This is a genomic window from Paenibacillus dokdonensis, assembly GCF_004916975.1.
Classification (GTDB): Bacteria; Bacillota; Bacilli; order Paenibacillales; family Paenibacillaceae; genus Paenibacillus_AQ; species Paenibacillus_AQ dokdonensis.
Genome location: NZ_STGQ01000001.1, coordinates 703,552 through 727,285, shown reverse-complemented (window position 1 = coordinate 727,285; position 23,734 = coordinate 703,552). Strand labels below are relative to the sequence as shown.

Sequence of the window (23,734 nt, the reverse complement as noted above, 5' to 3'; positions counted from 1 at the left end):
TTGCCCGTCCTAGGTACGGATCTATATAAACTCTCTGCCCCGGCGGATTGCTGCTTTGGCCGAAGAACAACCCGCTCTGACTGCCGGCAGGGAACCTATAAACTAGTGTTTAATAAATCTTCTAAACCATTATCCTTTTACGGCGCCGATGGTAATTCCCTTCACGAAAAACCGCTGGGCAAAAGGATAGACCAGAATGATCGGCCCAATGGTAATGCATGTCAAAGCCATTCTTGCCGTCATCGTCGGAATGATAACCTGGCTCGCGCCTTGGGCGAAAGCGTCCGAAGCTCCTCCTCCGCTCGTAAGGAAAGAGATATTCGACATCATGTTATACAGCAATAATTGAACCGGATACAGGTTGCGGTCCGTAATCAGCATCAAAGAAAGGAAGAAGTCATTCCAGTAGCTTAATGCATAGAAAAGCGTAATGGTCACGATTCCTACTTGAGCCAGCGGCATCATGATCGAGAAAAAAATCCGGAAATGCCCCGCCCCGTCGATTTTCGCTGATTCGGCCAGCTCCTGCGGCAAGCCTTTAAAGAAGTTACGCATCAAAAACATATTGAACACATTCATGGCGTAAGGAACGAATAAGGCCCACAGATTGTTGTGCAGGTGATAGTATTTCGTCGTCAAAATATACCAGGGCAGCAGGCCGCCGCTGAACACCATCGTGAACCAGGCGATAAAGGACAGCGCACTCGCATATTTCATCTCTTTCACCGAGGCGACATAGGCATACGACACCGTTACCGCCAGCGAAAACAGCGTCCCGACAACCACCGTGAACAGCGTAATGCCATAGGATTTAAGCAGCATGGCTCCCTTGCTCTCGAATAAGTATTGAAACGTATACGTTGTAATCCCTTTTGGCAGCAGGGAAAAGCCGTGTAAGGCTACCTGCTGGTCGTTCGAGAACGATGCAGACACCACCATAATAAAAGGGATTAAGCAGACTGCCGAGAATAAGGCGATCGCAATGTAACTAATGAGCGTAATCACTTTGTCTTGATCATTGGATTTGATTTTCATTCCATTTCCACCTTCCGGCATCAAAATAACGCGTATTCCTTGTCATAACGCTTGACGATCCAGTTCGAGAACATCACGAGCACAAAGCCTACAATGGATTGATAGAGCTGCACGGCGGAGGCGGATTCGAATTGTCCATTTTGCAGGGCAGTCCGGTATACGAACGTGCTGATATTATCCGTCGTCTCCAGCAGCATCGGGTTCAAGTTGGTCAATCCGAGAATTTGCGTGATATCCCCGGCCAGAATGCCGCCGACAGCAAGCAGGAACAAAATGACAATCGTAGGCATGAGCAGCGGAATGGTAATCTTCGCGATTTGCTGCCATTTCGTCGCTCCGTCCACCGTAGCGGCCTCATAATAGGAAGTGTCGAATCCCGTTATGGAGGCAAAGTAGATGATGGAATTAAAGCCAGCCGCTTTCCAGATGCCGAAGAACACCAGGAGGGGCCACCAGAGCCATGGATTTGAATACCACAGGACCGGGTCCATGCCGACGGAGACGAGAAGCTTATTCAAGATCCCTTTCTTCTCGTCCAGAAACGTGATGGCAATCGTCCCCACGACGACCCAGGAAATGAAATGGGGAAAGAACATGACGGATTGCGTCACCTTTTTAAACCATTTTCTGCGGATTTCGTTCATGAATACGGCAAGGCTGACGGCCACCACCGTGGTGAGGATAATGCTGAAAATGTTCACGACGATCGTGTTCCGTGTCGCCCTGAGAGCGTTTTCCATATTAGAAAAGAAGAATTCGAAATTTTTCAGGCCGACAAATTCGCTTCCGAACAAGCCGCCTTGGTACGTATATCTTTCGAATACAATGTACAAGCCGGCCATCGGGATATAAGAAAACAATAGTAACGCGGCCAGCCCAGGCAAAGACAGCATGTATAAGGGCCAATGTTCTCTCAGCGTTTTGCGCCATTTGCCTTTCTGCAGATTCATCATTCGTCACCAGCACCTCCTAAAATTAACTCAATCTTAAGCGGAGGCTGGGCCGGAAGTATATTTCAAATTCATCTATTCGTTGCAGAAATGCCTATATCCCATTAAAAAGAGCCCGGAGCTCTCCCTCCCGGCACTTCAACATTTGTAAATTGCAATTTTAAATTCAAGTTTAAATTTTATGCACTTGCCGGATTTTGGAGGGAGAAAACCCGTACTTCTTTTTAAAAGAGGTCGTAAAATACGAATTGCTGCGGTATCCTACCTTTTGGGATATTTCCGTAATGCTGAGTTCGGGATATTCCCGGATCAGCTCCTTGGCCTTCTCCATGCGTAGATGGTTCACGTATTCGGGAAAAGTATACGCCGTGGATTCATTAAACATTTTACTGAAATAAGAGACGCTGATATTCAAGAATCCGGCAACTTCCTGGACGGAAAGGGATGCATCGCAGAAATTTTTGTTGATGTATTCCATCGCGGCAGGAATGAAATCCTGCGATTTCTTATGGTTGATTTCCCGGATGACCTCGCTGGACTGCGAATACAGCTCCTTAAACCAAGCCGTCAGTTCATCGAAATCATTAATTTCCGATACGCGTTTGTGGATATCATAATTGCTGATTTTGGCTGTTGCGGTATCCTCTCCCGGCAAATCCTGCGACAGCATCAGGATGGAAGACGCCAGACCGGCAAAAAAACGGATGATGCTTTCATAAGGATACGCACTGCTAAGGCTGGCGAGTCTGTGCAGTTCCTGCACGTATTTGTCCAAATCCCCCTGTGCGACAGCGCCCAGGATATTCTTGACCGTATGGTCCGGGATATTTCCATGCTGAAGAGTTCTCAAAAAAGAGGCATCCGAAATGAAGCGGCTTCCCCGCACGATACGGTGCCTGGTTACTTCATAAGCCTCTTGGTACGCGTCCAAGACCGAAGCCGGTTCATTCATGATCGTGCTGATACCAATCGAAATGTCCATATTCAGCATATCCGAAACGTATTGTCCTGTTTTCTCCGCCGTTTTCCTCAGAAAATCCTCGCCTAAGCCTTGACCTTCCCACGGTTCACTTATGATGCACACGAGTTGATCCGCGACCACCAGCATGACCGAGCCGGCAGCTTCGGACGTCAAATTTTCATGAATAATCGTAGCCAGGGAATCCAGCCGGAATGAGACGGTCTCAACGTTTCCGGTCCTGCTGAAGCTCTCAAAGTTGTCAATCCGCACGACCCAGACAGCATATGGGGCACCGCTTGATGGGACGGCACCTGTATTCAGGAAGATATCACTGATCTCTTCCTGGGAATAATCGGCACCCGAACGCAGCATTTTCGCAAACGTATGCGTGTCATTTTCCCTCTTCAAACGATGAATGCGATCCGCGAACCGGTGAAACGTGTTGGAGACATATTGAAGTTCGCTGATGTCCTTTTCCTGCTCTCCCCCCTCTGTTATGCTGCTTCGGATGTTTTTGACCACGGTCCCGAAAGGCCTGTAGAGCAAATACGAAATAAAGCCTGCAATCACCAGTGAAAATAACAGCATCAATGCGGCGTACATCACAATGGCATTTCTGGTGTTCACCCAATCTGAAAGCGCATTCAGATTATCCATTTCTGAAATAATGAAATACCGGTCATCCGCGGTGGCTAAATAAGCGTAATGGACCGGGCCATGCTGACCGTCAATTGTAAATGTTCCGTATGGAGCCCCGGCTTGAGTGATTTTGGCGAAAAAAGCGTCCCCGGATATGTTCTGTTTATACGGGGACATGTCGTTATGTATGATGATTTCTCCCATACGATTGGCTATGAACATTTTCTGATGCTTGTTCGAGTTTTCGTCCGCCAGAATCATTCTCGTCAAGCTATCGACGTCGATGTTGACGGCTGCTGCGCCGCCCAGGCTTTCCGGAGTACCTTTATGGAAGAAAAATGTCATCGTTTTTTGCTTCTGCCCGTTATACTTGTCGCTCATATTCCACAAGACCGGGCTTTCGTACGGCCGGAGTTCTTTCACCTGCCGGTATAACTGCCGCTCGCTGGCCGGTTCGGAAAACTTCTCGGAAATGTTCAGAATATTGCCGGTGTCGTTCAGGATATAGACGGAATTCATCATGTCCCGGTTGACGAGCAGGATATTGCGGATATGCTTGACTGCATTTTGCGTGCCTGTATCCCATTGCAGCGTGTTCATAAACATCAGCTTCTGAATGTCCGGATTCTCATACAATTCAATCGCGTAATTCTGGAAACGTTTCATATACCCCGAAAAGACGGCTTCGGTGTTCTGCAGGGACATCTTGTTCACTTTATTGATTTCCTGCAGCGATTTATCCTTCATCCAATAAAAGATAATGATGGACAGAGCCGAAACGATCACGAAAGAAATGAAAAAAAGCCCGACGAAGATTTGTAGCAGAAATGATCTCTTTTTATAGGGAAGCTTTCGCAGCAACAGCGTTCTCAATGTATCACTCACCTCCTTGAATATTAATAACATTTAACATGCAAATTGAAGAAAAGTAAATGATTAGATGTGAACCCTTGATGAGAGTGGAAAAAGGCGCTTGCCGGAAATTCACTCCGTAAACGCCTTTATCTCTTTCATTCTACTGCTGTTTACCGACACCGCTAAAGGAAAATGCGAAATGATACTCCCGGTTTGCATACAGCCGATGCTCCGGATGCGGCTTAGCGCCCCAGCTGTCATCGCCGCCTACTCCCATTTGCTTGAACATGATCCGTATGATGGTTTTGTCCGAAGATGGCAGCTTGTATGCGTGATCGCTGGCTTCGATTTCAAACGGCGTGTAGGGCAATGCATTGCATTCGAAGGTGGACTGTCCTTCGAATCGCAATCCTGTTCCCTGATCATTCTCTATTTCGGCCCAGCGGACCTCCGTCTTGTTGCCGCATTCCTGCGGACGGAGATAAGGCACCCATTGATCCTTCACAAGTCCGGCATACTTGCCGATCTTCGCCCCACTTTTGCGGTCAGAATATGTTTCGACTGGTCCCTTTCCATACCACCGGATACGGCCGAAGGTGCTCTCCATCGTAAACAGCATCCCGACTTCCGGAATTTCCGGCAATCCTTTCCCCGGCATCAGACTCATGCGCGCATCGAGCGTTCCATCACCATGGACCGTGTACTCCAAGGCACAATAAGATTCCGGCACAGTCGGAAGAGCGTAGCGAACGGAGACGATGGCAAACAGCTCGGTCGACGTCGAAGCAAAGCTGAGCAGCCGCCGTTCTTCACTGGCTTTGCGCCATATTCCGCTGCGCTTCTCCAAATGGCTGCCGCGGTCATTATCGACCATGGCTCTCCAGAAGTTGGGACGCGGCGCTTCCGCGAACAACTCGTTACCGGAAACCGCGTAGGAAACCAGCTCGCCCGTGCCGCAATCAAAGGCTGCTTTAAAGCCCACGCCTGTAATGCTTAACGTATTTCCTTCCGTTTCCACCGTGACCGTCTTGTCAGGTACGCAGTGGCTCACCTTCGCAGGATGCTTGGCAGGAAGCAGAAACTGCCCGAAGGCTGCCTCATGTCCCTTGTCCGCCCAGACGGTGCTTTCCTTCAGCAGAAAACGAACCGTTGCGATAAATTCATCTCCGGCAGAGCCGGCAGCTGCCGTTTCGAGAAGCGTGGCGGCGTCGATCACAGCCGTTTCGCCCGGCGCGGCGCCGATGTCCTCACGGCCTTCAGTGACCGTATCGCCGTTTTTCATGACGCTCCATACGCATTCAAATTCGGACAGATTCGTAAACAAATATCGGTTCGTCACTTTGATGCTGCCATCCGCAAGCCCGCTTCCGTCAAAGCGGATGTTTTCATAGCATTTTTTGACTTCAACGATTTTCGGAGAGAGCGAGCGGTCCGCGAAAATCAGACCATTCCCGCAGAAGGTGCCGTCATGCGGCGACTCGCCGAAATCACCCCCATAAGCGAGATATTCCACCCCATCCTGGTTCTTGGTCCATATCGCCTGGTCGATCCAGTCCCAGATAAACCCGCCCTGCAGAACGGGATAACGGTCGAACAACTCCCAATAGGCGCTCAGCCCCCCGCTGGAATTGCCCATGGCATGGCTGTATTCGCATAAAATAAACGGTTTGGGCGGATGGTTGCTCGCGTACTTCTCGATCACGTCAACGCTTGTGTACATATGGCTTTCAATATCGGATGCCGCATCGCTCCTGCGATGATGGAATACTCCCTCGTAGTGGACCAGACGCGACGGATCCGTCTCTTTGAAATATCGGTACATATGAAGGAAGTTATCGCCGCCGAACGATTCGTTGCCGAGCGACCAAATGACGATCGACGGATGATTCTTGTCCCGTTCGTACATGGACTTGGCCCGGTCGAGCACATTTTCAAGCCATTCCGGTTTGCTGCCCGGAATCGTGTCCTCCTCCTCTTGCTGGCCGTAGCACCACGTGCCGTGCGTTTCCAGGCTTACCTCGTCAATGACGTACAAGCCGTATTCGTCGCATAATTCGTACCATTGCGGATGATTCGGATAATGGGAGGTCCGGACCGCATTTATGTTGTGCTGCTTCATGAACACGATATCCTGCAGCATCTCTTCCAGTCCGATCGCGCGGCCCTTGGACAGAGAAAATTCATGCCGGTTTACACCCCGGAATTCAATGGTCTTCCCATTGATTTTCATGAGCCCGTCTTCCAATTCGAAACGGCGGAAGCCTACCTTACAGCTCACATACTGGATAGGCTGCCCGTGCTGATTTTTCAATGAAACGACCAGCGTATACAGATTCGGCTTTTCCGCGCTCCACAGCTTGGGCGAAACGATGTCGCCAGATAACGCAGCCGTGTGCTCCGGCCCGGAGCTGATGCTTAAGTTTTGGGATTGGGCCGTCTCCCATACCGGCTGGCGTAGGTCATTGTACAGCTGCATTTCAAGCGCGAATGCTCCCTGCTGCTGTTCGCTGTAATGGTTGATCCGCGCGGTAACGGACAAGGAACCGTCCCGGAAATCGCCATTCAGTTCAGGCATTGCCTTAAAGTCGTAGATATGGACATCCGGCGCCGTATACAGATAAACATCCCGGAAGATCCCGCTCAGCCGCCAAAAATCCTGGTCCTCCAGCCAGCTCGCATCGCTCCAGCGGTAAACCTCAACGGCCAGCTTGTTCTCCCCTTTCATCAAATAAGGCGTCAGATCAAAATCCGCGGGAGTAAAAGAATCCTCGCTGTATCCGACCAACTCTCCGTTAAGCCACACATAAAATGCCGACTCGACGCCCTGGAAGCTGATATAGACCGGCTGCCCGTCCCAATGCTCGGGGATCGTAAACGTACGCACATAAGAACCCACCGGATTGTACTTCGTCGGCGCAAAAGGAGGCCTCAAGTCTTCCTGCTCCATCCAGGGGTAGCGCACATTGGTGTATTGAGGATAATCATAGCCATGAAGCTGCCAATGCGCAGGCACCGGAAGGTCTCCCCAATCGCTGGTATCGTAATCCTCCTTATAAAAGCCGGCAATCCGCTTGTCGGGATTTTCCGCCCATGCAAATTTCCAAAGCCCGTTCAAGCTGAGGTAGCTGCCGGATTCCGCGAATTTCCCGTCCAGCGCTTCCTCCAAACTGTTATACGATATGAAAGTCGCATGCGCTTCCATGCGGTTCAATTGAAAAATGTCAGGATTGTTATTCCACTCAGGATACCCGTTAGCCGGAGGGCTATAAATCCATTTTGTCTTACCCACAGACAGGTCACTCCAATCCGCAATGTAGTATAATTATATTCACATTATAGATTTGCAGTTTCCTTCTTTTCCATAAAACAATTTTCATCATATTTAAAAATATGAAAGTGTGGTTTTGTTCAACATGGATATCATTCGTTTCTGCCATCTCAGCGACATGGATAAGCGGCTTCCCGTTTACGTTACGATGACGGGACAATGGGACCATCAGGAGCCGGTGCATCGTCCGGACGGCTTCGCTTATTATCAATGGCTGTTGATTCTATTGGGTGAAGGGGTTCTTGATGTGGACGGCCTTATGTATAACGTTAAGGCAGGGCAGGCCATATGCCTCTTCCCCGGCGTCCCCCACCGCTATCATGCCGTCGACAAGCCTTGGGGGCTCATGTTCATCTCCATGGAAGGAAGCCTGTGCGCCCCGTTGCTAGAACAAGCCGGAATGACCTGTTCTCATGTCTATACGATTCTGAACGCTGAAAAAATGAAAACGGACATATCGCGGTTAATTACATTGGCAGGCTCTTCGGACAGCTTTACTGGCGCGGAATGCTCCAAATGGTTGTACTCCTTTCTGCTCGATCTGCCGAAGCATATTTATCCGAGCCAGCATACGCAGCATTTCGAGCGGCTGCAGCCGGTGGTCCGTTATATCAGGCAGCATTGCCATCTGCCGTTGACCATCCAGCTGTTAGCCGAACAAGCGCATGTGACGCCCCAGTACCTATGCATGCTGTTCAAAAGGGCGTTTCACATGAGGCCTATGGAATACGTCAACCGGGAGCGCATTTATATCAGCAAGGAATTGATCGCCATGGAGCCCCATTTAAAAATCCAGGAGATTGCAAGAAGATCCGGATTCGAGCACACCAGCTACTTTTGCACGGTGTTCAAGCGCCTCGAAGGCCTCACGCCCCAGCAATTTAAAGAGTCCTACTTCCAATAAATTTCACCAGGCTGGTTGCCGGCGCTTGCTGGCATACCTCGCAATCTCTATGCACCATATCGTATCAATTCAAAACGAGAAGGAGCTGAGGGCTTCCCCCACTCCTTCTCATCCATAACCAATACCAAAAGTAAAGAGCGTTTGGCCTTGATACAACTTGTAAGCCATTGAATCTCGATACGGAGATAAGATATGCTTTTTTAATTTTATTTATAGCTGTATCAACAACTTGCTTACTATGTTAGCAGTACAAGCTGAATTTAGTAATCAAACATTTTCCTGATCATAAGTTAACCATTAACCTTCTGACGCTTCAAAACCTTCACACCATGAACCGGAAGAATCACCGAGCCGGATTCCGTCTTCTTATTGCTCATATTCATGAGTCGGGTATCCGTTAGCTGAATCTCCTGCTCCTCCTCGCTGAAATTGAGCAAAAACACATACTCATTTTCTTCGTCCGCACGCAGCTGCGCCGTCACTCCTCGAGGTAAATCGGTCTCAAGGACTCGATCGATCCCCGCCTGCTCAATTACTCGGCCATAAAAGTCTTCATAGAACGGTTCCTGCGCCCGCGTCGCGAGATAGTAAGCCTTGCCTTCTCCAAAGGAATGAACCGTTAATGCCGGACGGCCCGCATAAAAATCATCCCGGTATTCCGCCAAGATCTCTGCTCCTTCCGTATGGATCAGCTCACATAAATCATACGTAGCATAGCTCCCCTTCATTTTCAATGAACTGTTACCATTACACACGAGGACATTCCCTTCCCCTTGATGCAGCCCGTCGATCTCCTCGGACCAGATGCCTAGCGTTTGGCGCAGCGGTCCCGGGAATCCTCCGAGATGGCAAAGGTCGCTTTCATTTACGATTCCTGACCAATACGTCGCAACAAACGTGCCGCCGTCTGCAACAAAGGCTTCGATACCCGCACCCGCTTGCTCGGTACACAAATACATCATTGGCGCTACAATCAACTTGTATGGGGTAAGATCATCTTCCGATCCAATAATATCTACCGGAACGCCCAACTCCCAGAACGCACGGTAATGCTGTATGACCGTATTTTCATAGTCGATTCCGCGGTTTAAAGGTCCCTGGGAGTCCTTGACCGCCCAGCGGTTATCCCAGTCTGCGATGATCGCCGTTTGTGCAGGGACGGTGCTTCCCGCAATTTCCGCGATCTTCTCCAGCATTTCTCCCAGCTCTGCTACATCACGAAACACCCGCGTATGTTCATGCCCGACATGATCAACGACAGCTCCGTGCAGCTTTTCGCTGGATCCCCGGCTCTTACGCCACTGAAAGTACTGAACAGAATCCGACCCATGGGCCACCGCGTGAAGAGACGACAACAAATGCATACCGGGGCGCTTCAGCTTGCTAACAGCCTGCCAGTTGGTCATACTCGGCGTGCTCTCCATGAGCATAAACGGCTGTCCGCCTTTTAGAGACCGGAACAAATCGTGGTTGAACGAGAACCAAGCAGCGACCTGCCCGAGATCCTGAAGATCATGCCAGGTCGGATAGGCATCCCAGGAGATGATATCCAGTATGTTCGCGAATTTCCGGTAATCCAGACCTTCGAACCAATCCATCATATTGGCTGTGACAGGTAAATCTGGACGTACCTCCCGAAGCGGAGTGACTTCATGCGCACAGAAATCCACTGTGCAATCGGTAACAAATCTTTTCCAATCCAGATTATGACCATGAACAGCGGTTTCCCCATGCGGCGCGGGTGACTCGATCTGAGACCAATCGCTATATGTATGACTCCAGAAGGTTGTCCACCACGCCTGGTTCAACTGCTCCAACGTGCCGTATCGCTCCTTAAGCCATTCACGGAAGGCTTCCTGGCAGTGTTCACAGTGGCAGTCGCCTCCATATTCGTTCGAGATATGCCACCCGATGACCGCAGGATGATGCGCATATCGCTCCGCCAGCTTGGAATTGATTATACGCGTTTTCTCCCGATAGACCGGCGAGTTGTAGCAGTGGTTGTGGCGTCCTCCGTGCAGGTTACGAACACGGGAAGCGTTCACGCGCAGTACTTCGGGGTAACGGACAGACATCCATGCGGGCCTCGCTCCGCTCGGGGTTGCCAGCCAGGCGTAGATTCCGTTCTCGGCGAATCGATCCAGAACCCGATCAAGCCAACCAAACGTAAAGTGTCCTTCCTCCGGCTCAAGCGCTGACCAAGCAAAAATACCCACCGCCATCACGTTGCACTTGGCAAGCTTCATTAACCGAATGTCTTCTTCGAGAATTTCCGGCGAGTGCTGCCACTGGTCCGGATTGTAATCGGCTCCATGCATGAATCCTTTCAGTTTCGGGCTAATCCGCGGAAATGACGTTATCATGATGTTGTCCTCTTTTCTTTGATCAGAAATGTTTATTAACATATTACAACAAAAAAACGTTATCGTCTCCGATCCGTTTTTTTGCGTTTATTATTATCTTTGAATACACTTACATTAAGGAAAGTATCGAGGTTAAATTTTAGGTTTACTTGCTCCCGGCAGTTATACGATTGTCGGACATAAAGCGGCATACTGTGCATAAACCGCACGAGATCCGGGCCTTTTGGCGATCAATTGCATCTCTTTCCGCTCCACGGCATTTCTGCATACATAGCAACATCCGGTACGACTTACCCCTTGATTCCCGACATCGCGATGCCCTGCACGAAATACTTCTGCAATACCGCGAATATCGTAATTGGAATGACCACAATTAGACACGCCCCCGCCATTTGCAGCGCATAGTTTTTACCTGCTTCCAGCTGGAAGTATTCCAGGCCTACTGTAACCAACTGCTTATTAATGTCATTAATAAATATGAACGGGCTGATAAAGTCGTTCCAGGTCCATATGAAGGTGAAGAGCCCCATCGTGATCAGCGCAGGTACTGCAAGCGGCAGAATGATCCGGAAGTAAATGCCGAAATGCGAGGCGCCGTCGATGAGCGCGGATTCCGTTAAATCCTTCGGAATGCCCATGAAAAATTGGCGCAGCAGGAAAATGAAGAACACGTCAAAAGCTGCGGGAAGAATGATGACCCAGTGGGTGTTAATCAGACCCATGTATTTGTACAGCATGAACTTGGCCACGATCGTGGTGTCATGCGGGATCATCATCGCGCTCAGCAGAAACAGGAAGATGATATTTTTGCCTGGAAATGAGAGTCTGGCAAAAGCATAGGCGGCCATCGTAACGAGCAGGCCGCGCAGCAGAACCGTCATAACGACCGTGCTGAACGAATTCCAATACCAATGAAAGTAATATTTGTGATGAAATATCGTCTCGTAATTGAGCGTGTAGATTTTATCCGGAATGATCTGCATCGGGTTGACGAACACTTCCCCCGGCGCTTTTAACGACGCTGAAATCATGAACACAAAGGGAACGACCATGATGACGCCGAGGAGCAGCATGAACAGGTTGAACAAGCTTTTTCTTAGTAATGTACCCATCGTTTTTGTCCTTTCCACTGAATAATCGTGATGACCAGAACAATTGCGAACAGTATAATCGCTTGCGCCGATGCGTAACTGTAATGATTCAAGGTGAAGGCTTCTTCATAAATATTCAGCGAAATCACGCGCGAAGACGTGCCCGGTCCACCGTTGGTCAGCATTCGAACAGAGGCGTAGTTTTGGAACGATCCGATGATGCTCGTAATGACCAGGAAGAAGGTCGTTGGCGATATCACCGGCAGCGTGATGGACCAGAGCCTTTTCCAGCGGCTGGCTCCGTCGATATCGGCGGCCTCGTACAGCTCTTTGTTTACGCCCTGCAGCGCAGCCAGAAATACGATCGTCTGGAAGGCCAGGCTCTGCCATATATTAATGCCTGCAATCGTCGGAAGCGCCGTTTTCACGCCGCTTAGCCACAGCGGAGGGTCCATGCCCAGCTTCGTCAGCAGTTGATTCACAGGACCGCCGAACGGATCGAGCAGGATCGACCAGACGATCGACACCGCCACCACGTTCGCCACATATGGCATGAGAATCAGCGTCCGTGTCAGACCCCGCAGCGCGAACGCCCGGTTCAGCAGAGTCGCCACCAAGAAAGAAAGCAGAATCAATCCCGGCACATAAAACAAGGTGTAAATGAAGCTTTTAACGAATGCGTTCAGCGCGATCGGATCATGGAACAGCCGGACATAGTTGTCGAATCCGATGAGTTTGATGCTGTTCAGCGCTTTGAACGAGTTGTAATCCATGAAACTGATATAGACCGAATACGCCATCGGGATGATATTAAAAATGAGAAAACCGATCACAAAGGGAAGCACGAATACCCAGGCTGCGCCTTTCTCGCGATATCCCCATTGGGTAATGGAGGAGAAAAAACCACGTCTCGATGCCTTTGCATGACTTTTCATTGTTTTGGCTCCTTAAGCTGAGAAGGATTCCGGCGGGGCTTGCCACTCGGAATCCTTCGAAATAGGTTGGTTTATTGAGCGGCGTCCTTAATCGCGCGGTCAGCGCGCTCTTTAATCGACTTGATCGTATCGTCCAGCGATTTTTGTCCGACCAGATACAGCTCCGCTTCCTGCAAAATGATATTGCTGTACTCGGTCGATCCCGGTCCGATAATTTTCTCGTCCACGAATCCGAGATTGTTGGAGATCAAAGCTTTATCCATTTCATCTACCGTAATTTCACCGTTCAAGTCATCCGAGGTTTTCTGGAACAGGGCCTTGATGTCTTCATCGCTCAGATCGACGCGGGCCGGCAGGTTTCCATTGTATTTGTAGCTGTTCTCGGCCATCCATTTGACGTAGGTGTACGCATCATCCAAGTGAGCGGCGTTTTTGTTGATGCCGTATCCCGCTACGATGCCGAAGTTGTTGTTCCCTTTACCATCCGCAGGAACCGGTATTTGCGTAATGCCGACCTTCCAGTCTCTTGGATATGTCGTCTTATCCTTGAACTGGTTCGTATACCATGTGCCGATAAAATGCATGCCGTAATCGCCGGACATGAAGCCGTCCCAGGAAAGCTTTTTGGATTTGAACTCCAGCCAGCTTGGCTGAATCTTTTGAACATTCCCGAGGTCTCCGAAAAATTGCAGCGCCTTCTTGAAGGCAGGGTCGTCATAATTGGACGTACCGTCTTCTTTATAGCCGCTGACATCATACTGTCTGGCCAGCATGTACATATAGTTGTCATAGTCCAGCATGTATGAGCCGTAAATGCCTTTGGCCGGGTTCGTCAGTTTTTTGGCCGTTTCGATGTAATCGTCCCATGTCCACTCGCCCGTAGGGTAAGGCACACCGGCATCATCAAAAATTTTCTTGTTGTAATAGACGGCCCATTTACCTGCCTGGTCGGGAAGAACGTAGGTCTTGCCGTCCTGGAATTTCGGCAGATACTTTCCGTATATTTTATTCGCGTCATAGTTTTCCTTGGCCATCAGCTCGTCCAGCGGGTACAGCCAGCCGTTCGAACCGTATTTATCGGTCAGGATCGGATTGGTCAAACGAATGACGTCCGTCTTTTCGCCGGAAATCATGTCGACGTCGATTTTCTTGTAAATTTCGAGGCCATCGCCGGGCACGATATTCAGTTCGACCTTGATGCCGGTCTCCTTCGTGAAGTCCGCGATCTTCTTTTTCATCTCTTCGCTCTCTGCACGTTTGGCATCCTCATATACTGTGACGACTCTTTCTTTGGATGCGCTGCCGTTATTCTGGGCTTCATCCGTTTTCCCGCCGCCGGAATCTGACTTGCTTCCGCATGCGCTAAGGAGCAGCATCATCATCAAAAGAACGATGGTGTACTTTTTTGTTTGTCTTGTCACCTTAACCCCTCCGTTATCAAAATCACTTTACATTTCCATTATAGAGTCTGGCCTCACCTGTTTTACATGCACATCTTATAGATCTAATATCTTAATTTGAGAGTGAGCATTTTTTTCTCCCGGCGGACGGACGAGCAACTTGCACGAATTAAAGAAATGATGCACAATTTCCGGATTGCAGGTTCTCCGGCACGACTGATGCGCACAAAAAAAACGCAACCGGTTGATCAGGTTACGTCTTTCCTCGGGCCGGCAGGCCAGAATTACGGCAGGCATTCATGCTCGCATTTATATGCTATAACGTGGTATCCGATTTATAGTGAAGGGGCGAGCACCCGACGACTTTTTTAAATACCCGGCTGAAATAGTGCTCGTTCTCGTATCCGACCGCATGTCCAACCTCATAGATTTTCATTTCCGTCGTGCGCAGCAGAATTTTGGATTGCTCGATCCGGAGACCCGTGACATAGTCGATGAAATTCTGCCCCGTTTCTTTCTTGAACAAGTTGCTGAAATAGGAAGGCGACAGCTGCAAGTATTCCGCCACCGTTTCCAGGGTCAGGCTGCTCGCATAGTTTTTCCGGATATAGCGCTTGGCCGAAAGAATGAGCCGCGAGGAGTCCGTATCCCCGCTCATACCGTCCATCCACTCCTCCTGCACCTGCCCCAGCCACTGGATGGCGTCGCTCTTCACCGTCCACTTGTCCATCTGCTTCAGCTGCATATCCATCCATCCGGAATCATCCCCTCCCCGGCTGGAGGACAACAGATAAGCGATCGGCGCACTGTACATTTTGAAGGTATCGAGCGAATGGCCGTGCAGATTCATCAGCAATTGCCGGATGCTGCCCAGCGTCCTGTACACTTGATTATCCTCGTATCTCTTCATAAAATGCCCCAGCTTTCTCATTTCCTTGGCGATATCGGCAGCTTCGGTGCTGCCGCCAAGCGTTTGGAGTTCCCTGTAATAGATGGTGCTTCCCCCGGGAAAAGCATAGCTGAGCCCAAGCGCTTCCATCGCCTGCCGGTAGCTTTGCTTCACTTCCAGCAAGGAGGACACTGGCTCGCTGATCGCCATGGAAACCGTAAAGTTCAGGTACTGCTTGAGCGCCGCCTTAATGGCGTCCGCCAGGTGCCCGGCTTGCTCCAGAAATAGGGCAGGATCGAGTCCGGGACGGCAAAAATACAGGATGACGAATTCCTTCGGATGGACCGACACCGGGAAAGCCTGCTGGTCATGAGTCATTTCATTCAAAATGTTCACAATGGCATAATTGAGCAGATGGATTTCATCTTCGCGGTACCGTTCGTAAATCTCCATTCCGTCGGTTTGAAACATGATCGAAACGACCTGTCCGTCCGGAAGCTCCATCTCCGCCTCTTTCATGCGCTGCCGATATTCCGTTTCCGAGTGAATCCAACCGTATATCAAATCTTTTAACAGCTTCTCCCTGATGAGCGCGAGTTCCTGGCTCCGGTTCGTTCCGGATTGGGATTCCTGCTGCTTTTGTTCGAGCTCCAGCTTTTCCGCCACTTTAACTAGCTGCCCAAGCAGCTGCTCCGGATTCATCTGCAGCTTGATAAAATAATCCTCCGCCCCGTTTTTCAGCGCCTCGCGCACATATTCGAAATCGTCGAAAGAGCTCAATACGAGAAACTTGACACCCGGCTTCCGCTCGCGTACTTGGCGGATCAACTCGATGCCGTTCATGATCGGCATTTTAATATCTGTAATGACGATATCCACAGGATTCTCCATAATCCATTCGAATGCCTTTTTCCCGTTCTCCGCCTCTTTCACGACCACGAACCCGCTTTCCTCCCAAGGAATCAGCGACTTGATCCCGACTCTTGCCAGCATTTCGTCGTCCACGATCATGACTTTATACATCTTTTATCTCCTCGCTTGTTTCTCCGATCCCCTGTCCTGGCGCGGCTGCGGGAATCATCATTTCGATTTCGGTAAACTCATTTTCCTCGCTGCGGATTCGAAACGAGCTCTCTTTTCCGTAAGTCAGCTTCAGTCTTTCCATCACATTGAACATGCCGATCCCGCCATTCTTCCGGGGAACGGCCATGCGCCGGTCAAGCTCATTCAGAGTTTCTTTAGGGATGCCTACGCCATTGTCCCGCACTTTGATGACGATATGGTCTCCAGCACGCCGAATGGACACAGTAATGATTCCTCCGCCCTCCTCCTTCGGCTCAATCCCATGGAAAATGGCATTTTCGATGAGGGGCTGCAGAATGAACTTCACGCACGGCAGCGGAAGAACTTCCGGCTGGACCTCATACCTGACATCGAATTTATGGCTATAGCGCAGCTTTTGGATATAGACGTAATCCCTCAGGTTGGCCAGTTCCTCCTCCACGCTGACGAAGGGCCCCTCATGCTTCATCGTGTTTTTCAACAGGCGCCCCAGCACCTCCACGACTTCACGTATGTTGTCAGATTTCTGGATGATGGCCATCCACCGGATCGTATTCAGGGTATTGTACAAGAAATGCGGATTGATTTGCGACTGGAGCGCGCGATACTCCGCATTTTTCTTCTTTTCCTGCTCCTCCAGGTTTGAATGAAACAATTCCTGAATCCGCATAATCATGAAATTAAAGTGCTTGTTCATCATCCCGACTTCATCCAGCCGCTCGATGTCCACCCGTACCGACAGGTCGCCTTCCTGCACTTTTTTCATCGAGTTGGTCAGCTTTCGGATCGGGCGCACAATATGGGAGGATACGAAATACCAGATGACGGACGTCACGCCGAACGAAATCAAAAAGATCGCCATGGTATTGCCGAAGATGTCATTCGTTCCGTTCGTCAGCGATGCATAAGGAACTGATTCGACCACCTTCCAGTCATACTTCGATATCGACACATGGGCCATCAGCATCTGTTTTCCGTCCGGGCCTTTCGTCAGAAAGTATCCTTTCGGCCGGTCATCCTTCGTCGGATTCATCCCCGGAAATGCCTCGTTCAAGAGCTTCATTTCTGAATCGAAGACGACATGATCCCTGTTGTCGACGATATACAATCTGCCACCCTCGGTTAGTTCGATATTTTTCAGTAATCCGGTAAAATACGATTCCCGGAAGGTTAAATAGAGCGTGCCGATGATTTGGTTGTTCTTCTCCCCTTTGATGGCCCGGCCCAGCGCAATGACGCTTTCATTTTGCACCCGGTAGTTGGCAATGTTTTTATGAATTCCCAGCCACATGACCCTCCCGTTCATTCGATTCACTTCGCTGAACCACTCCTGCTGCTTGATCCGCCCGATGTCCAGGCTGTTGGCATCCTCGCCGTACAACAGATTCCTTCCGTTGTTCCCGACGATGACCATGGAAGAGACATAGGCGAAAATATTCGTGTTGATCGAGTAGGTTTCGAGCTGCTCATCGACCTTCTTCATGTCGTAGTAAAAGTCCAGATCATTGCTGTAAGAGCGCATCAGCACGTTCCGGATGACCGGATTGGCATTGATATATTTGGAGATCTGCTCCCATTGCTCCAGCTCTTTTTCGATATTATCACCGATGAACGTCAGGTTGGCCAAAAAGGAATCGCTTACTTTTTCCTCAAGCAACTGGACCGATATCCGGTAGGACATTATGCTGATCAGCGCCGTAGGCAAACATAGTACAAGCAAAAAGGATAGAATCATGGTATGCTTAATGCTTTTTTTCTTCATATGTAACTTGACCTTCCTTCCGGTTCTTCCCATAAGGCTCTGTTTGTTGCTAAAGCTTCCCGCATCTATTAAGAATAGAACGATCTCACGTTCGGTTGCAATAGCAATTGGAGATAGCCGACGTCATTGGCAATCTGGTATATTTTTTCATCCGTATACAATTAATTGCTGCTTCGCCTCCTCCAGCCGTACATTCAGCAAGTAATCGTTGAAGGAGACGCCTTCCATCGTTTTGAATAAATGGCTCAGGTAGACCGGATTCATGAATATTTGCTCCGCAATATTTTTGAGACTGATGTTACTCACATAATTCTTCTTGGCTATCTGCTTCAATCGCGTTCGAAGAGGGCGGCTCCTCGCTTTGTTCTATCCGCTTGATGATGTCCAGGCATTTCTCCTTGGCATAGCGAAACAGTTCCCGGATGGTCGAGGCGCGAAAGATTCGGGTATATTCATCCGAAGGCAGTCGCAAAGCATCGTCTTATGTGCTCGCGCGTTCGTGCTATATGCTGGAGAATAAGTCGAGAACCACGATCTGGACGACCGATTTCGGAGCCAATTGGGAAATAAAATATTCCATTTGGTAGTCCAGCAGCGAAACGATTTGCGGCAGTTTCTCCTACCTGATCATTTCCTCGAATTGCCGCTTCGCGTCGCGGATCGTCATGATCTCGCGAGGATTCAAATCCGCTGGTACATCGGTGTCGCAAAATAATCGGAGGCGTCCCAAGCAAAAACTTGCGATCCAGCGCCAATTGTACCGAATAAAAAGAATGTCTCCGATTCCAATAGTTAACGAAACTTTTACAAACCGCAGGACGCATTCTTGAATCTCAGTCCCGAATCCGGACGAATCGTTTGAAATTCAAAAGCGCGGGATCGCTGTACATCAGGATTCCGTATCGCTCTCTCGATATTTCAAAGAGAACGCCGTGGTCATCCAGTATCTCCTTCATGATATTCCTTACGGCAAACCGAGTGGTCTCGACATCCTCATCGGCCATTTGCGTATCGGCGTGTTCATGAAAGTCCAATTCCACAAGTATGCAGCAATAGGAATCATGCTCTTCCATCTCGATATTCAGCATGCGAAGATGCTCTGTAACCTGTTCATTCCGGCCTTGCACCCAGAAATTAAAGATTTGATCCTTGAACGCCGCTATGCCCATTTGCATCCTTATCTCCAGTTTATCGCAAAATTGAAGATCATCGGCAATGTGAGACAATAAACGGATGACATCTTCCTCATTCACGGGTTTCAGCAAATGATCCTTCACCCCGTACTTCAAACATTGCTTCAAATACGCAAATTCATCGAATCTGCTTACGGCGATGATCGGAATATCTGAACGCGATCTTACGGCGGAAACCCCGATCCGTATCAAGCGGATCGTTCAAGGATACAGCAAGTAGATTAATAAAAGGATACAAGGTAATAAAGCCTAATAACGCGAGTAAGATGTAGTTAACGATATCAAAGCTAATATCCCGAAACCGAAGTCGAATTTTCATTGCAGCCTCCCCCTCCATGACATTTAGAATTAGCGAATACTGCTCGATTTCTTGGCGATGAAATTGACTGGAATGACAATCAGCAAACCGACGATCAATTTGAAAATGCCTAGCGCAATCCCAACCGAATATTCATCGGAACCGAACGACAGATTCAAAGCGTACAAATCCAGGATTCCGAATAATCCAAGTTAAGCGGATTTCCCAGCAGGAACTGTGACTCGTAACCAACATTGATGATATTACCCATCGACAAAATCAATAGAATAGTCGACGTCGGCATCAGACTCGGAATGGAGATGTTCCACATTTTCTGGAATCGTCCCGCTCCACCCACGTCGGCGGCTTCATAGAGATCCGGGTTAATTCCTGCCAAGACAGCCAGATAGATAATGGTGCTCCATTCAAGCTCTTTCCACAGACCAACCAACGTATTGATGAACCAGAACAGTTCGCCATTCCCCATTATGAAGACAGATTCGTTCAAAATGCCCAGCTTGATCAACAGCGCATTGATAAGGCCTTTCGGCGCCAGAAACGTAAGCACGATCTTCGCGATGACAACCATCGAAATAAAATGGTGAATATACGTGACCGTCTGAATGGTACACTTGAAGAAGGAATGTCGTACCTAATTCAGCAACAAGGCAAGCTGGATCGCTCCGACGAACCCCGTGACCAGGCTTAGTCCGCTCATGACAAGCGTATTGCGTAATACGAGGAAAAACCGCTCATCGTGAAACAAGCTGACAAAGATATCAAAACCGACCCAGGGGCTGTTCCAGATCCCTTTGCCGGAAAAATATTTCTGAAAAGCAATCAGCCACCCCCCACAACGGGATATATATAAAAATAATAAGCAGGACCATAAAAAGCACGGACCTGATCAGGAGCTGCTATTGTGATCTTACCTTGATGATAAGCTTCTTACTCGTCCGCGGCAAAGTTGATAAACTCATGAAGATTGCTCACACCTTTCTCTTCGATATATCCATTGTAGAAATCAGTGTAAGCGCACACAACCACAGCGTCTACAGATGTTCGCACGATTAGACTGCCATAGCTCTAAAAAACAGTATGCATTTAAGCTGGAGTCCCTTGGCGTTATTCGCATGTTAGAAAAACAGAAAAAATGGGGCTGTCCCAAAAGCCATGAAATGGCTGCTTGGGACAGCCTTGTCTTTTACGTAGGATATACTTAGACTTTTTGGGTGGACGCTGCGCGAACGGACCATTGTTCCAATCGCTGTGCTCTCCAGATTTTTTTCATTCCCCTTAGCGGTGAAAATCCGGAGACCAAGGCGACCGCTGCCGCTTTTCCACAATCCGTCCGTCCTCTCCGCTGTTTATGCGGGGAATGGATCTTCAATCTTAAAAAAACAAAAAAAGAAACCTTTCTTTTGGTAAAATGGAAGTGTGACCAACCATTTCAAAGGAGAGGTTTCTTTGTACATTCAATATACCATGGACCAACTTTGTTTGCCAATGGATCTGGAAGAAGATATTCCAGAAAACCACCTCGTTCGTGTCGTGAATGCTGCCGTCAATCGATTGGACGACGCCATTTTTGACGCTGCCTATCCCGGCGGCGGCCGTGACAGTTACCATCCCAAAATGCTCACCAAAGTCATCATCTACACCTACACACAGCGCATCTATTCCTCAAGACAAATCGCCAAAGCCATCCGGGAACACATCCCCTTTATGTGGCTAGCCGGACGGCAACGTCCGGATTTCCGCACGCTTAACCGCTTCCGTTCTGAGCGGATGAAAGACGTCCTCGAAACCGTGTTCTCCGCCGTACTTCAATTTCTTGCAGATGAAAAGTACATCTCCTTGGAACATTATTTCGTAGATGGTACCAAGATTGAGGCCAATGCCAATCGTTACACCTTCGTCTGGGGTAAAGCGGTCAGCAAACACAAGACCAAACTGCAAGAGAATGTACATGCACTTTTCTCCACCATCGAAGCCGCAGAGCATCAGGAAGAGCGCGAGCATCACGGCAAAGACCTGACCGAACTCGGTGAGGCTTCCGAGTTGGATAGCAGCAAGCTCGAACAAGTCACGCAGCAACTGGAAGCTCAGCTGCTGAAACATCCCAAGGATAACCCCTTAAAGAAAGCCGTTCGGAAGCTTCGGAAGGACTTGCTTCCAAGACTTGTGAAGTACGAACATTACCAAAAGTTGCTTGGAAATCGAAACAGCTTCAGCAAAACCGATACGGACGCCACCTTCATGCGGATGAAAGAAGACCACATGCGAAATGGACAGTTAAAACCGGGATACAATGTGCAGATTGGCACGGAAAATCAGTTCATTTTAGCCTACAGTGTCCACCAAAGACCCACGGATACCCGTTGTTTAGAGTCTCATCTGAAAATAGCACGGCGGATCTTGGGGCAACATCCACAGACAATCATTGCAGATGCAGGCTATGGAAGTGAAGAGAACTATGCCTATCTGGAAAAGGAAGAGATCACAGCAGTCGTTAAATACGGCAGTTACCATAAAGAAAAGAGCAAAGCGTGGAAAGCAGATGTGAGTAAAATCGAGAATTGGACGTACAACGTAGCCGAGGATAACTGGACGTGCCCCGCCGCGCAAACACTGCATTTCCACAGAGAAAGCAAGGAAACGCTAGAAAGTGGATATGAGATTCGCAGGCGTCATTACCGAAGTCAAAGCTGTGAAGGCTGCCCGCTGAAAGATCGGTGCACAGTAGCGGTAAGTCTGGAAAGGCTGCGATACCAAAGTCAGGCCCGGGAACTCCTCCGAAGTGAGGAAGGCTATGCCCTGGCCGTACGGCGAATGATTGAGCCGGAGAGTGTGTTTGGCCAACTGAAAAACAACCGGGGCTTCCGGCGGTTTCTGCTTCGCGGCATGAAGAAAGTGACGCTGGAGGTCGGATGGCTTTCGCTTGCCCATAATATGCTGAAGCAAGCCGGAGTAGAGCAAAAACGCAAAGGAGCGATTCTCCAATAACGGGAGAATTGCTCCTTTTTTTGGATCCCAAAATAAAACGGAGCTGTCTCTGTCGTGGGAAATCCACTTATGAGACAGCGCCATTTTATAAACACTGATGGACTCTCAGGGATTCGAACCCTGGACCAATTGATTAAGAGTCAACTGCTCTACCAACTGAGCTAAGAGTCCATATTTCTTGGTGGAGCCTAGGGGGATCGAACCCCTGACCTCATCGCTGCCAGCGATGCGCTCTCCCAGCTGAGCTAAGGCCCCATACAATGTAGTCCTTTTTCAAAAATAGAACTCCTATAATATAGCATATCAGACACGCTTACGCAACACTTTTCTATATAAGACGCATCATAACCTGACAAGCAAGGAATCTATCGTTTCTATCAGGTGCTTATTGATTCGCTTCATAAATTGGCTTACATGAAGCTTAATCTTATAGAATTATTCAAAATAGACTTGTAAACCACATCGGCCTTTCCCTCTCCCTGGTGATGCACTTGCCCGGCTTCATAGTTAATCGCACCATACAACTTGGCTCCTTCGTGCTTGCCATATGTTGGCACTTTGCGTTGTCTGCCACGAGGTTGTATTGCAGCACTTGACTGGAGCGAATCATCGATACATCTTCAATGAGAAAATAATCGATCTTTTCGTCCTCCACCTCCTTCTTAAGTTGTGCGAAGGTGTTCCTTTTGAATAAAGTTTGGGCCTGCTTAATCCACTCCGCTACCGCCGGAAGTGTTTCAGGTGTACCGAGCTTCAGCCGGTTGTTGCTGCTTTAGCATCGTGGCTAACCTGGCGATGCTGCTCCTCTGTAAGTTTTGTCGGTTGTCCGGGGAATGATCCGTCTTTAGGCTGAGAAGTCCCTGTGTTTGGTAGTTTTCCCAATAGAGGCTGATGGTTTGACATGCACGGCTTAATAGATCACCGATTTCATCAAACGTATCCCTTACAGACGAAAACGAACCGCCAGATCCTTTCATAGAGTCGTTAAATCTGCTATTTCCTTCATGGCAATGCTGTCTTGGTTTCTCCTATTTGTTCTATTTCCCATCGCTAACTACAAAAA

The 23,734-nt window shown here is 49.0% G+C and carries 17 protein-coding genes and 2 tRNA genes; 2 read left to right on the top strand and 17 right to left on the bottom strand.

From position 1 onward, the window contains the following. Positions 1-129: 129 nt before the first annotated feature. From E6W40_RS03460 to lacZ, 4 genes are all read right to left on the bottom strand, one after another. Positions 130-1,035, bottom strand: a complete 906-nt coding sequence (locus tag E6W40_RS03460) for a carbohydrate ABC transporter permease (RefSeq protein ID WP_168928815.1) — start codon at positions 1,033-1,035, stop codon at positions 130-132. 20 nt (positions 1,036-1,055) lie between these two features. Continuing rightward, entirely contained in the window at positions 1,056-1,988 is a 933-nt protein-coding gene (locus E6W40_RS03455) for an ABC transporter permease (protein ID WP_136604204.1), read from the bottom strand. Positions 1,989-2,157: 169 nt separating this feature from the next. Then, complete coding sequence (locus tag E6W40_RS03450) at positions 2,158-4,458, bottom strand: helix-turn-helix domain-containing protein (protein WP_168928814.1); 2,301 nt, start codon at positions 4,456-4,458, stop codon at positions 2,158-2,160. Positions 4,459-4,600: 142 nt separating this feature from the next. Then, the gene (lacZ, locus tag E6W40_RS03445; RefSeq protein ID WP_246072832.1) at positions 4,601-7,729 is read right to left on the bottom strand and encodes a beta-galactosidase, LacZ type; all 3,129 of its coding nucleotides are present in this window, start codon (positions 7,727-7,729) and stop codon (positions 4,601-4,603) included. A 124-nt stretch (positions 7,730-7,853) separates the two neighbouring features. On the opposite strand from lacZ, the gene E6W40_RS03440 reads away from it, so the two are divergent. Further along, the gene (locus E6W40_RS03440) at positions 7,854-8,672 is read left to right on the top strand and encodes an AraC family transcriptional regulator (protein WP_136604202.1); all 819 of its coding nucleotides are present in this window, start codon (positions 7,854-7,856) and stop codon (positions 8,670-8,672) included. A gap of 290 nt (positions 8,673-8,962) precedes the next feature. On the opposite strand, the gene E6W40_RS03435 is transcribed toward E6W40_RS03440, so the two are convergent. The 11 genes from E6W40_RS03435 to E6W40_RS03385 all read right to left on the bottom strand — a co-directional run bounded on the left by E6W40_RS03435 (position 8,963) and on the right by E6W40_RS03385 (position 20,254). Beyond that, positions 8,963-11,035: a beta-galactosidase gene (locus E6W40_RS03435; RefSeq protein ID WP_136604201.1), complete on the bottom strand. Its 2,073-nt coding sequence runs from the start codon at positions 11,033-11,035 to the stop codon at positions 8,963-8,965. Positions 11,036-11,325: 290 nt separating this feature from the next. Continuing rightward, positions 11,326-12,147 (bottom strand): carbohydrate ABC transporter permease, encoded by an 822-nt coding sequence (locus E6W40_RS03430; RefSeq protein WP_136604200.1) that lies wholly within the window; start codon positions 12,145-12,147, stop codon positions 11,326-11,328. After that, positions 12,132-13,061, bottom strand: coding sequence for a carbohydrate ABC transporter permease (locus tag E6W40_RS03425; protein WP_136604199.1), 930 nt, complete (start codon positions 13,059-13,061; stop codon positions 12,132-12,134). The genes E6W40_RS03430 and E6W40_RS03425 overlap by 16 nt, the downstream gene beginning before the upstream one ends. Before the next feature lie 71 nt (positions 13,062-13,132). Continuing rightward, positions 13,133-14,482, bottom strand: coding sequence for an ABC transporter substrate-binding protein (locus E6W40_RS03420; protein ID WP_136604198.1), 1,350 nt, complete (start codon positions 14,480-14,482; stop codon positions 13,133-13,135). A gap of 295 nt (positions 14,483-14,777) precedes the next feature. Further along, entirely contained in the window at positions 14,778-16,373 is a 1,596-nt protein-coding gene (locus tag E6W40_RS03415) for a response regulator transcription factor (RefSeq protein WP_136604197.1), read from the bottom strand. After that, positions 16,366-18,174 carry a sensor histidine kinase gene (locus tag E6W40_RS03410; protein WP_168928813.1) on the bottom strand — a complete coding sequence of 603 codons (1,809 nt, stop codon included), beginning with the start codon at positions 18,172-18,174 and terminating at the stop codon, positions 16,366-16,368. Before E6W40_RS03410 ends, E6W40_RS03415 begins: the two co-directional genes overlap by 8 nt. A 147-nt stretch (positions 18,175-18,321) precedes the next feature. Further along, positions 18,322-18,480 carry a helix-turn-helix transcriptional regulator gene (locus tag E6W40_RS03405; protein WP_136604195.1) on the bottom strand — a complete coding sequence of 53 codons (159 nt, stop codon included), beginning with the start codon at positions 18,478-18,480 and terminating at the stop codon, positions 18,322-18,324. 527 nt (positions 18,481-19,007) lie between these two features. Further along, positions 19,008-19,439, bottom strand: coding sequence for a hypothetical protein (locus E6W40_RS03395; protein ID WP_168928811.1), 432 nt, complete (start codon positions 19,437-19,439; stop codon positions 19,008-19,010). A 46-nt stretch (positions 19,440-19,485) separates the two neighbouring features. Continuing rightward, positions 19,486-19,686 (bottom strand): hypothetical protein, encoded by a 201-nt coding sequence (locus E6W40_RS03390; RefSeq protein ID WP_136604192.1) that lies wholly within the window; start codon positions 19,684-19,686, stop codon positions 19,486-19,488. A gap of 29 nt (positions 19,687-19,715) precedes the next feature. Next, complete coding sequence (locus E6W40_RS30230; protein ID WP_281281428.1) at positions 19,716-19,844, bottom strand: hypothetical protein; 129 nt, start codon at positions 19,842-19,844, stop codon at positions 19,716-19,718. Further along, entirely contained in the window at positions 19,841-20,254 is a 414-nt protein-coding gene (locus E6W40_RS03385) for an ABC transporter permease subunit (protein WP_246072831.1), read from the bottom strand. The genes E6W40_RS30230 and E6W40_RS03385 overlap by 4 nt, the downstream gene beginning before the upstream one ends. 878 nt (positions 20,255-21,132) lie before the next feature. On the opposite strand from E6W40_RS03385, the gene E6W40_RS03380 reads away from it, so the two are divergent. Next, positions 21,133-22,671 carry an IS1182 family transposase gene (locus tag E6W40_RS03380; RefSeq protein WP_136604190.1) on the top strand — a complete coding sequence of 513 codons (1,539 nt, stop codon included), beginning with the start codon at positions 21,133-21,135 and terminating at the stop codon, positions 22,669-22,671. Between the two features lie 98 nt (positions 22,672-22,769). Here the strand turns inward: E6W40_RS03380 and E6W40_RS03375 are convergent. After that, a tRNA-Lys gene (locus E6W40_RS03375) sits at positions 22,770-22,842 on the bottom strand. Between the two features lie 8 nt (positions 22,843-22,850). Continuing rightward, positions 22,851-22,926, bottom strand: a tRNA-Ala gene (locus E6W40_RS03370). Positions 22,927-23,734: the final 808 nt, after the last annotated feature.

Coding starts and splice junctions, on each gene's coding strand:
- E6W40_RS03460 (WP_168928815.1), bottom strand. CDS start 1,035: ATGAAAATCAAATCCAATGATCAAGACAAAGTGATTACGCTCATTAGT.
- E6W40_RS03455 (WP_136604204.1), bottom strand. CDS start 1,988: ATGATGAATCTGCAGAAAGGCAAATGGCGCAAAACGCTGAGAGAACAT.
- E6W40_RS03440 (WP_136604202.1), top strand. CDS start 7,854: ATGGATATCATTCGTTTCTGCCATCTCAGCGACATGGATAAGCGGCTT.
- E6W40_RS03435 (WP_136604201.1), bottom strand. CDS start 11,035: ATGATAACGTCATTTCCGCGGATTAGCCCGAAACTGAAAGGATTCATG.
- E6W40_RS03430 (WP_136604200.1), bottom strand. CDS start 12,147: ATGGGTACATTACTAAGAAAAAGCTTGTTCAACCTGTTCATGCTGCTC.
- E6W40_RS03425 (WP_136604199.1), bottom strand. CDS start 13,061: ATGAAAAGTCATGCAAAGGCATCGAGACGTGGTTTTTTCTCCTCCATT.
- E6W40_RS03415 (WP_136604197.1), bottom strand. CDS start 16,373: ATGTATAAAGTCATGATCGTGGACGACGAAATGCTGGCAAGAGTCGGG.
- E6W40_RS03410 (WP_168928813.1), bottom strand. CDS start 18,174: ATGAAGAAAAAAAGCATTAAGCATACCATGATTCTATCCTTTTTGCTT.
- E6W40_RS03390 (WP_136604192.1), bottom strand. CDS start 19,686: ATGAAAATTCGACTTCGGTTTCGGGATATTAGCTTTGATATCGTTAAC.
- E6W40_RS03385 (WP_246072831.1), bottom strand. CDS start 20,254: ATGGTTGTCATCGCGAAGATCGTGCTTACGTTTCTGGCGCCGAAAGGC.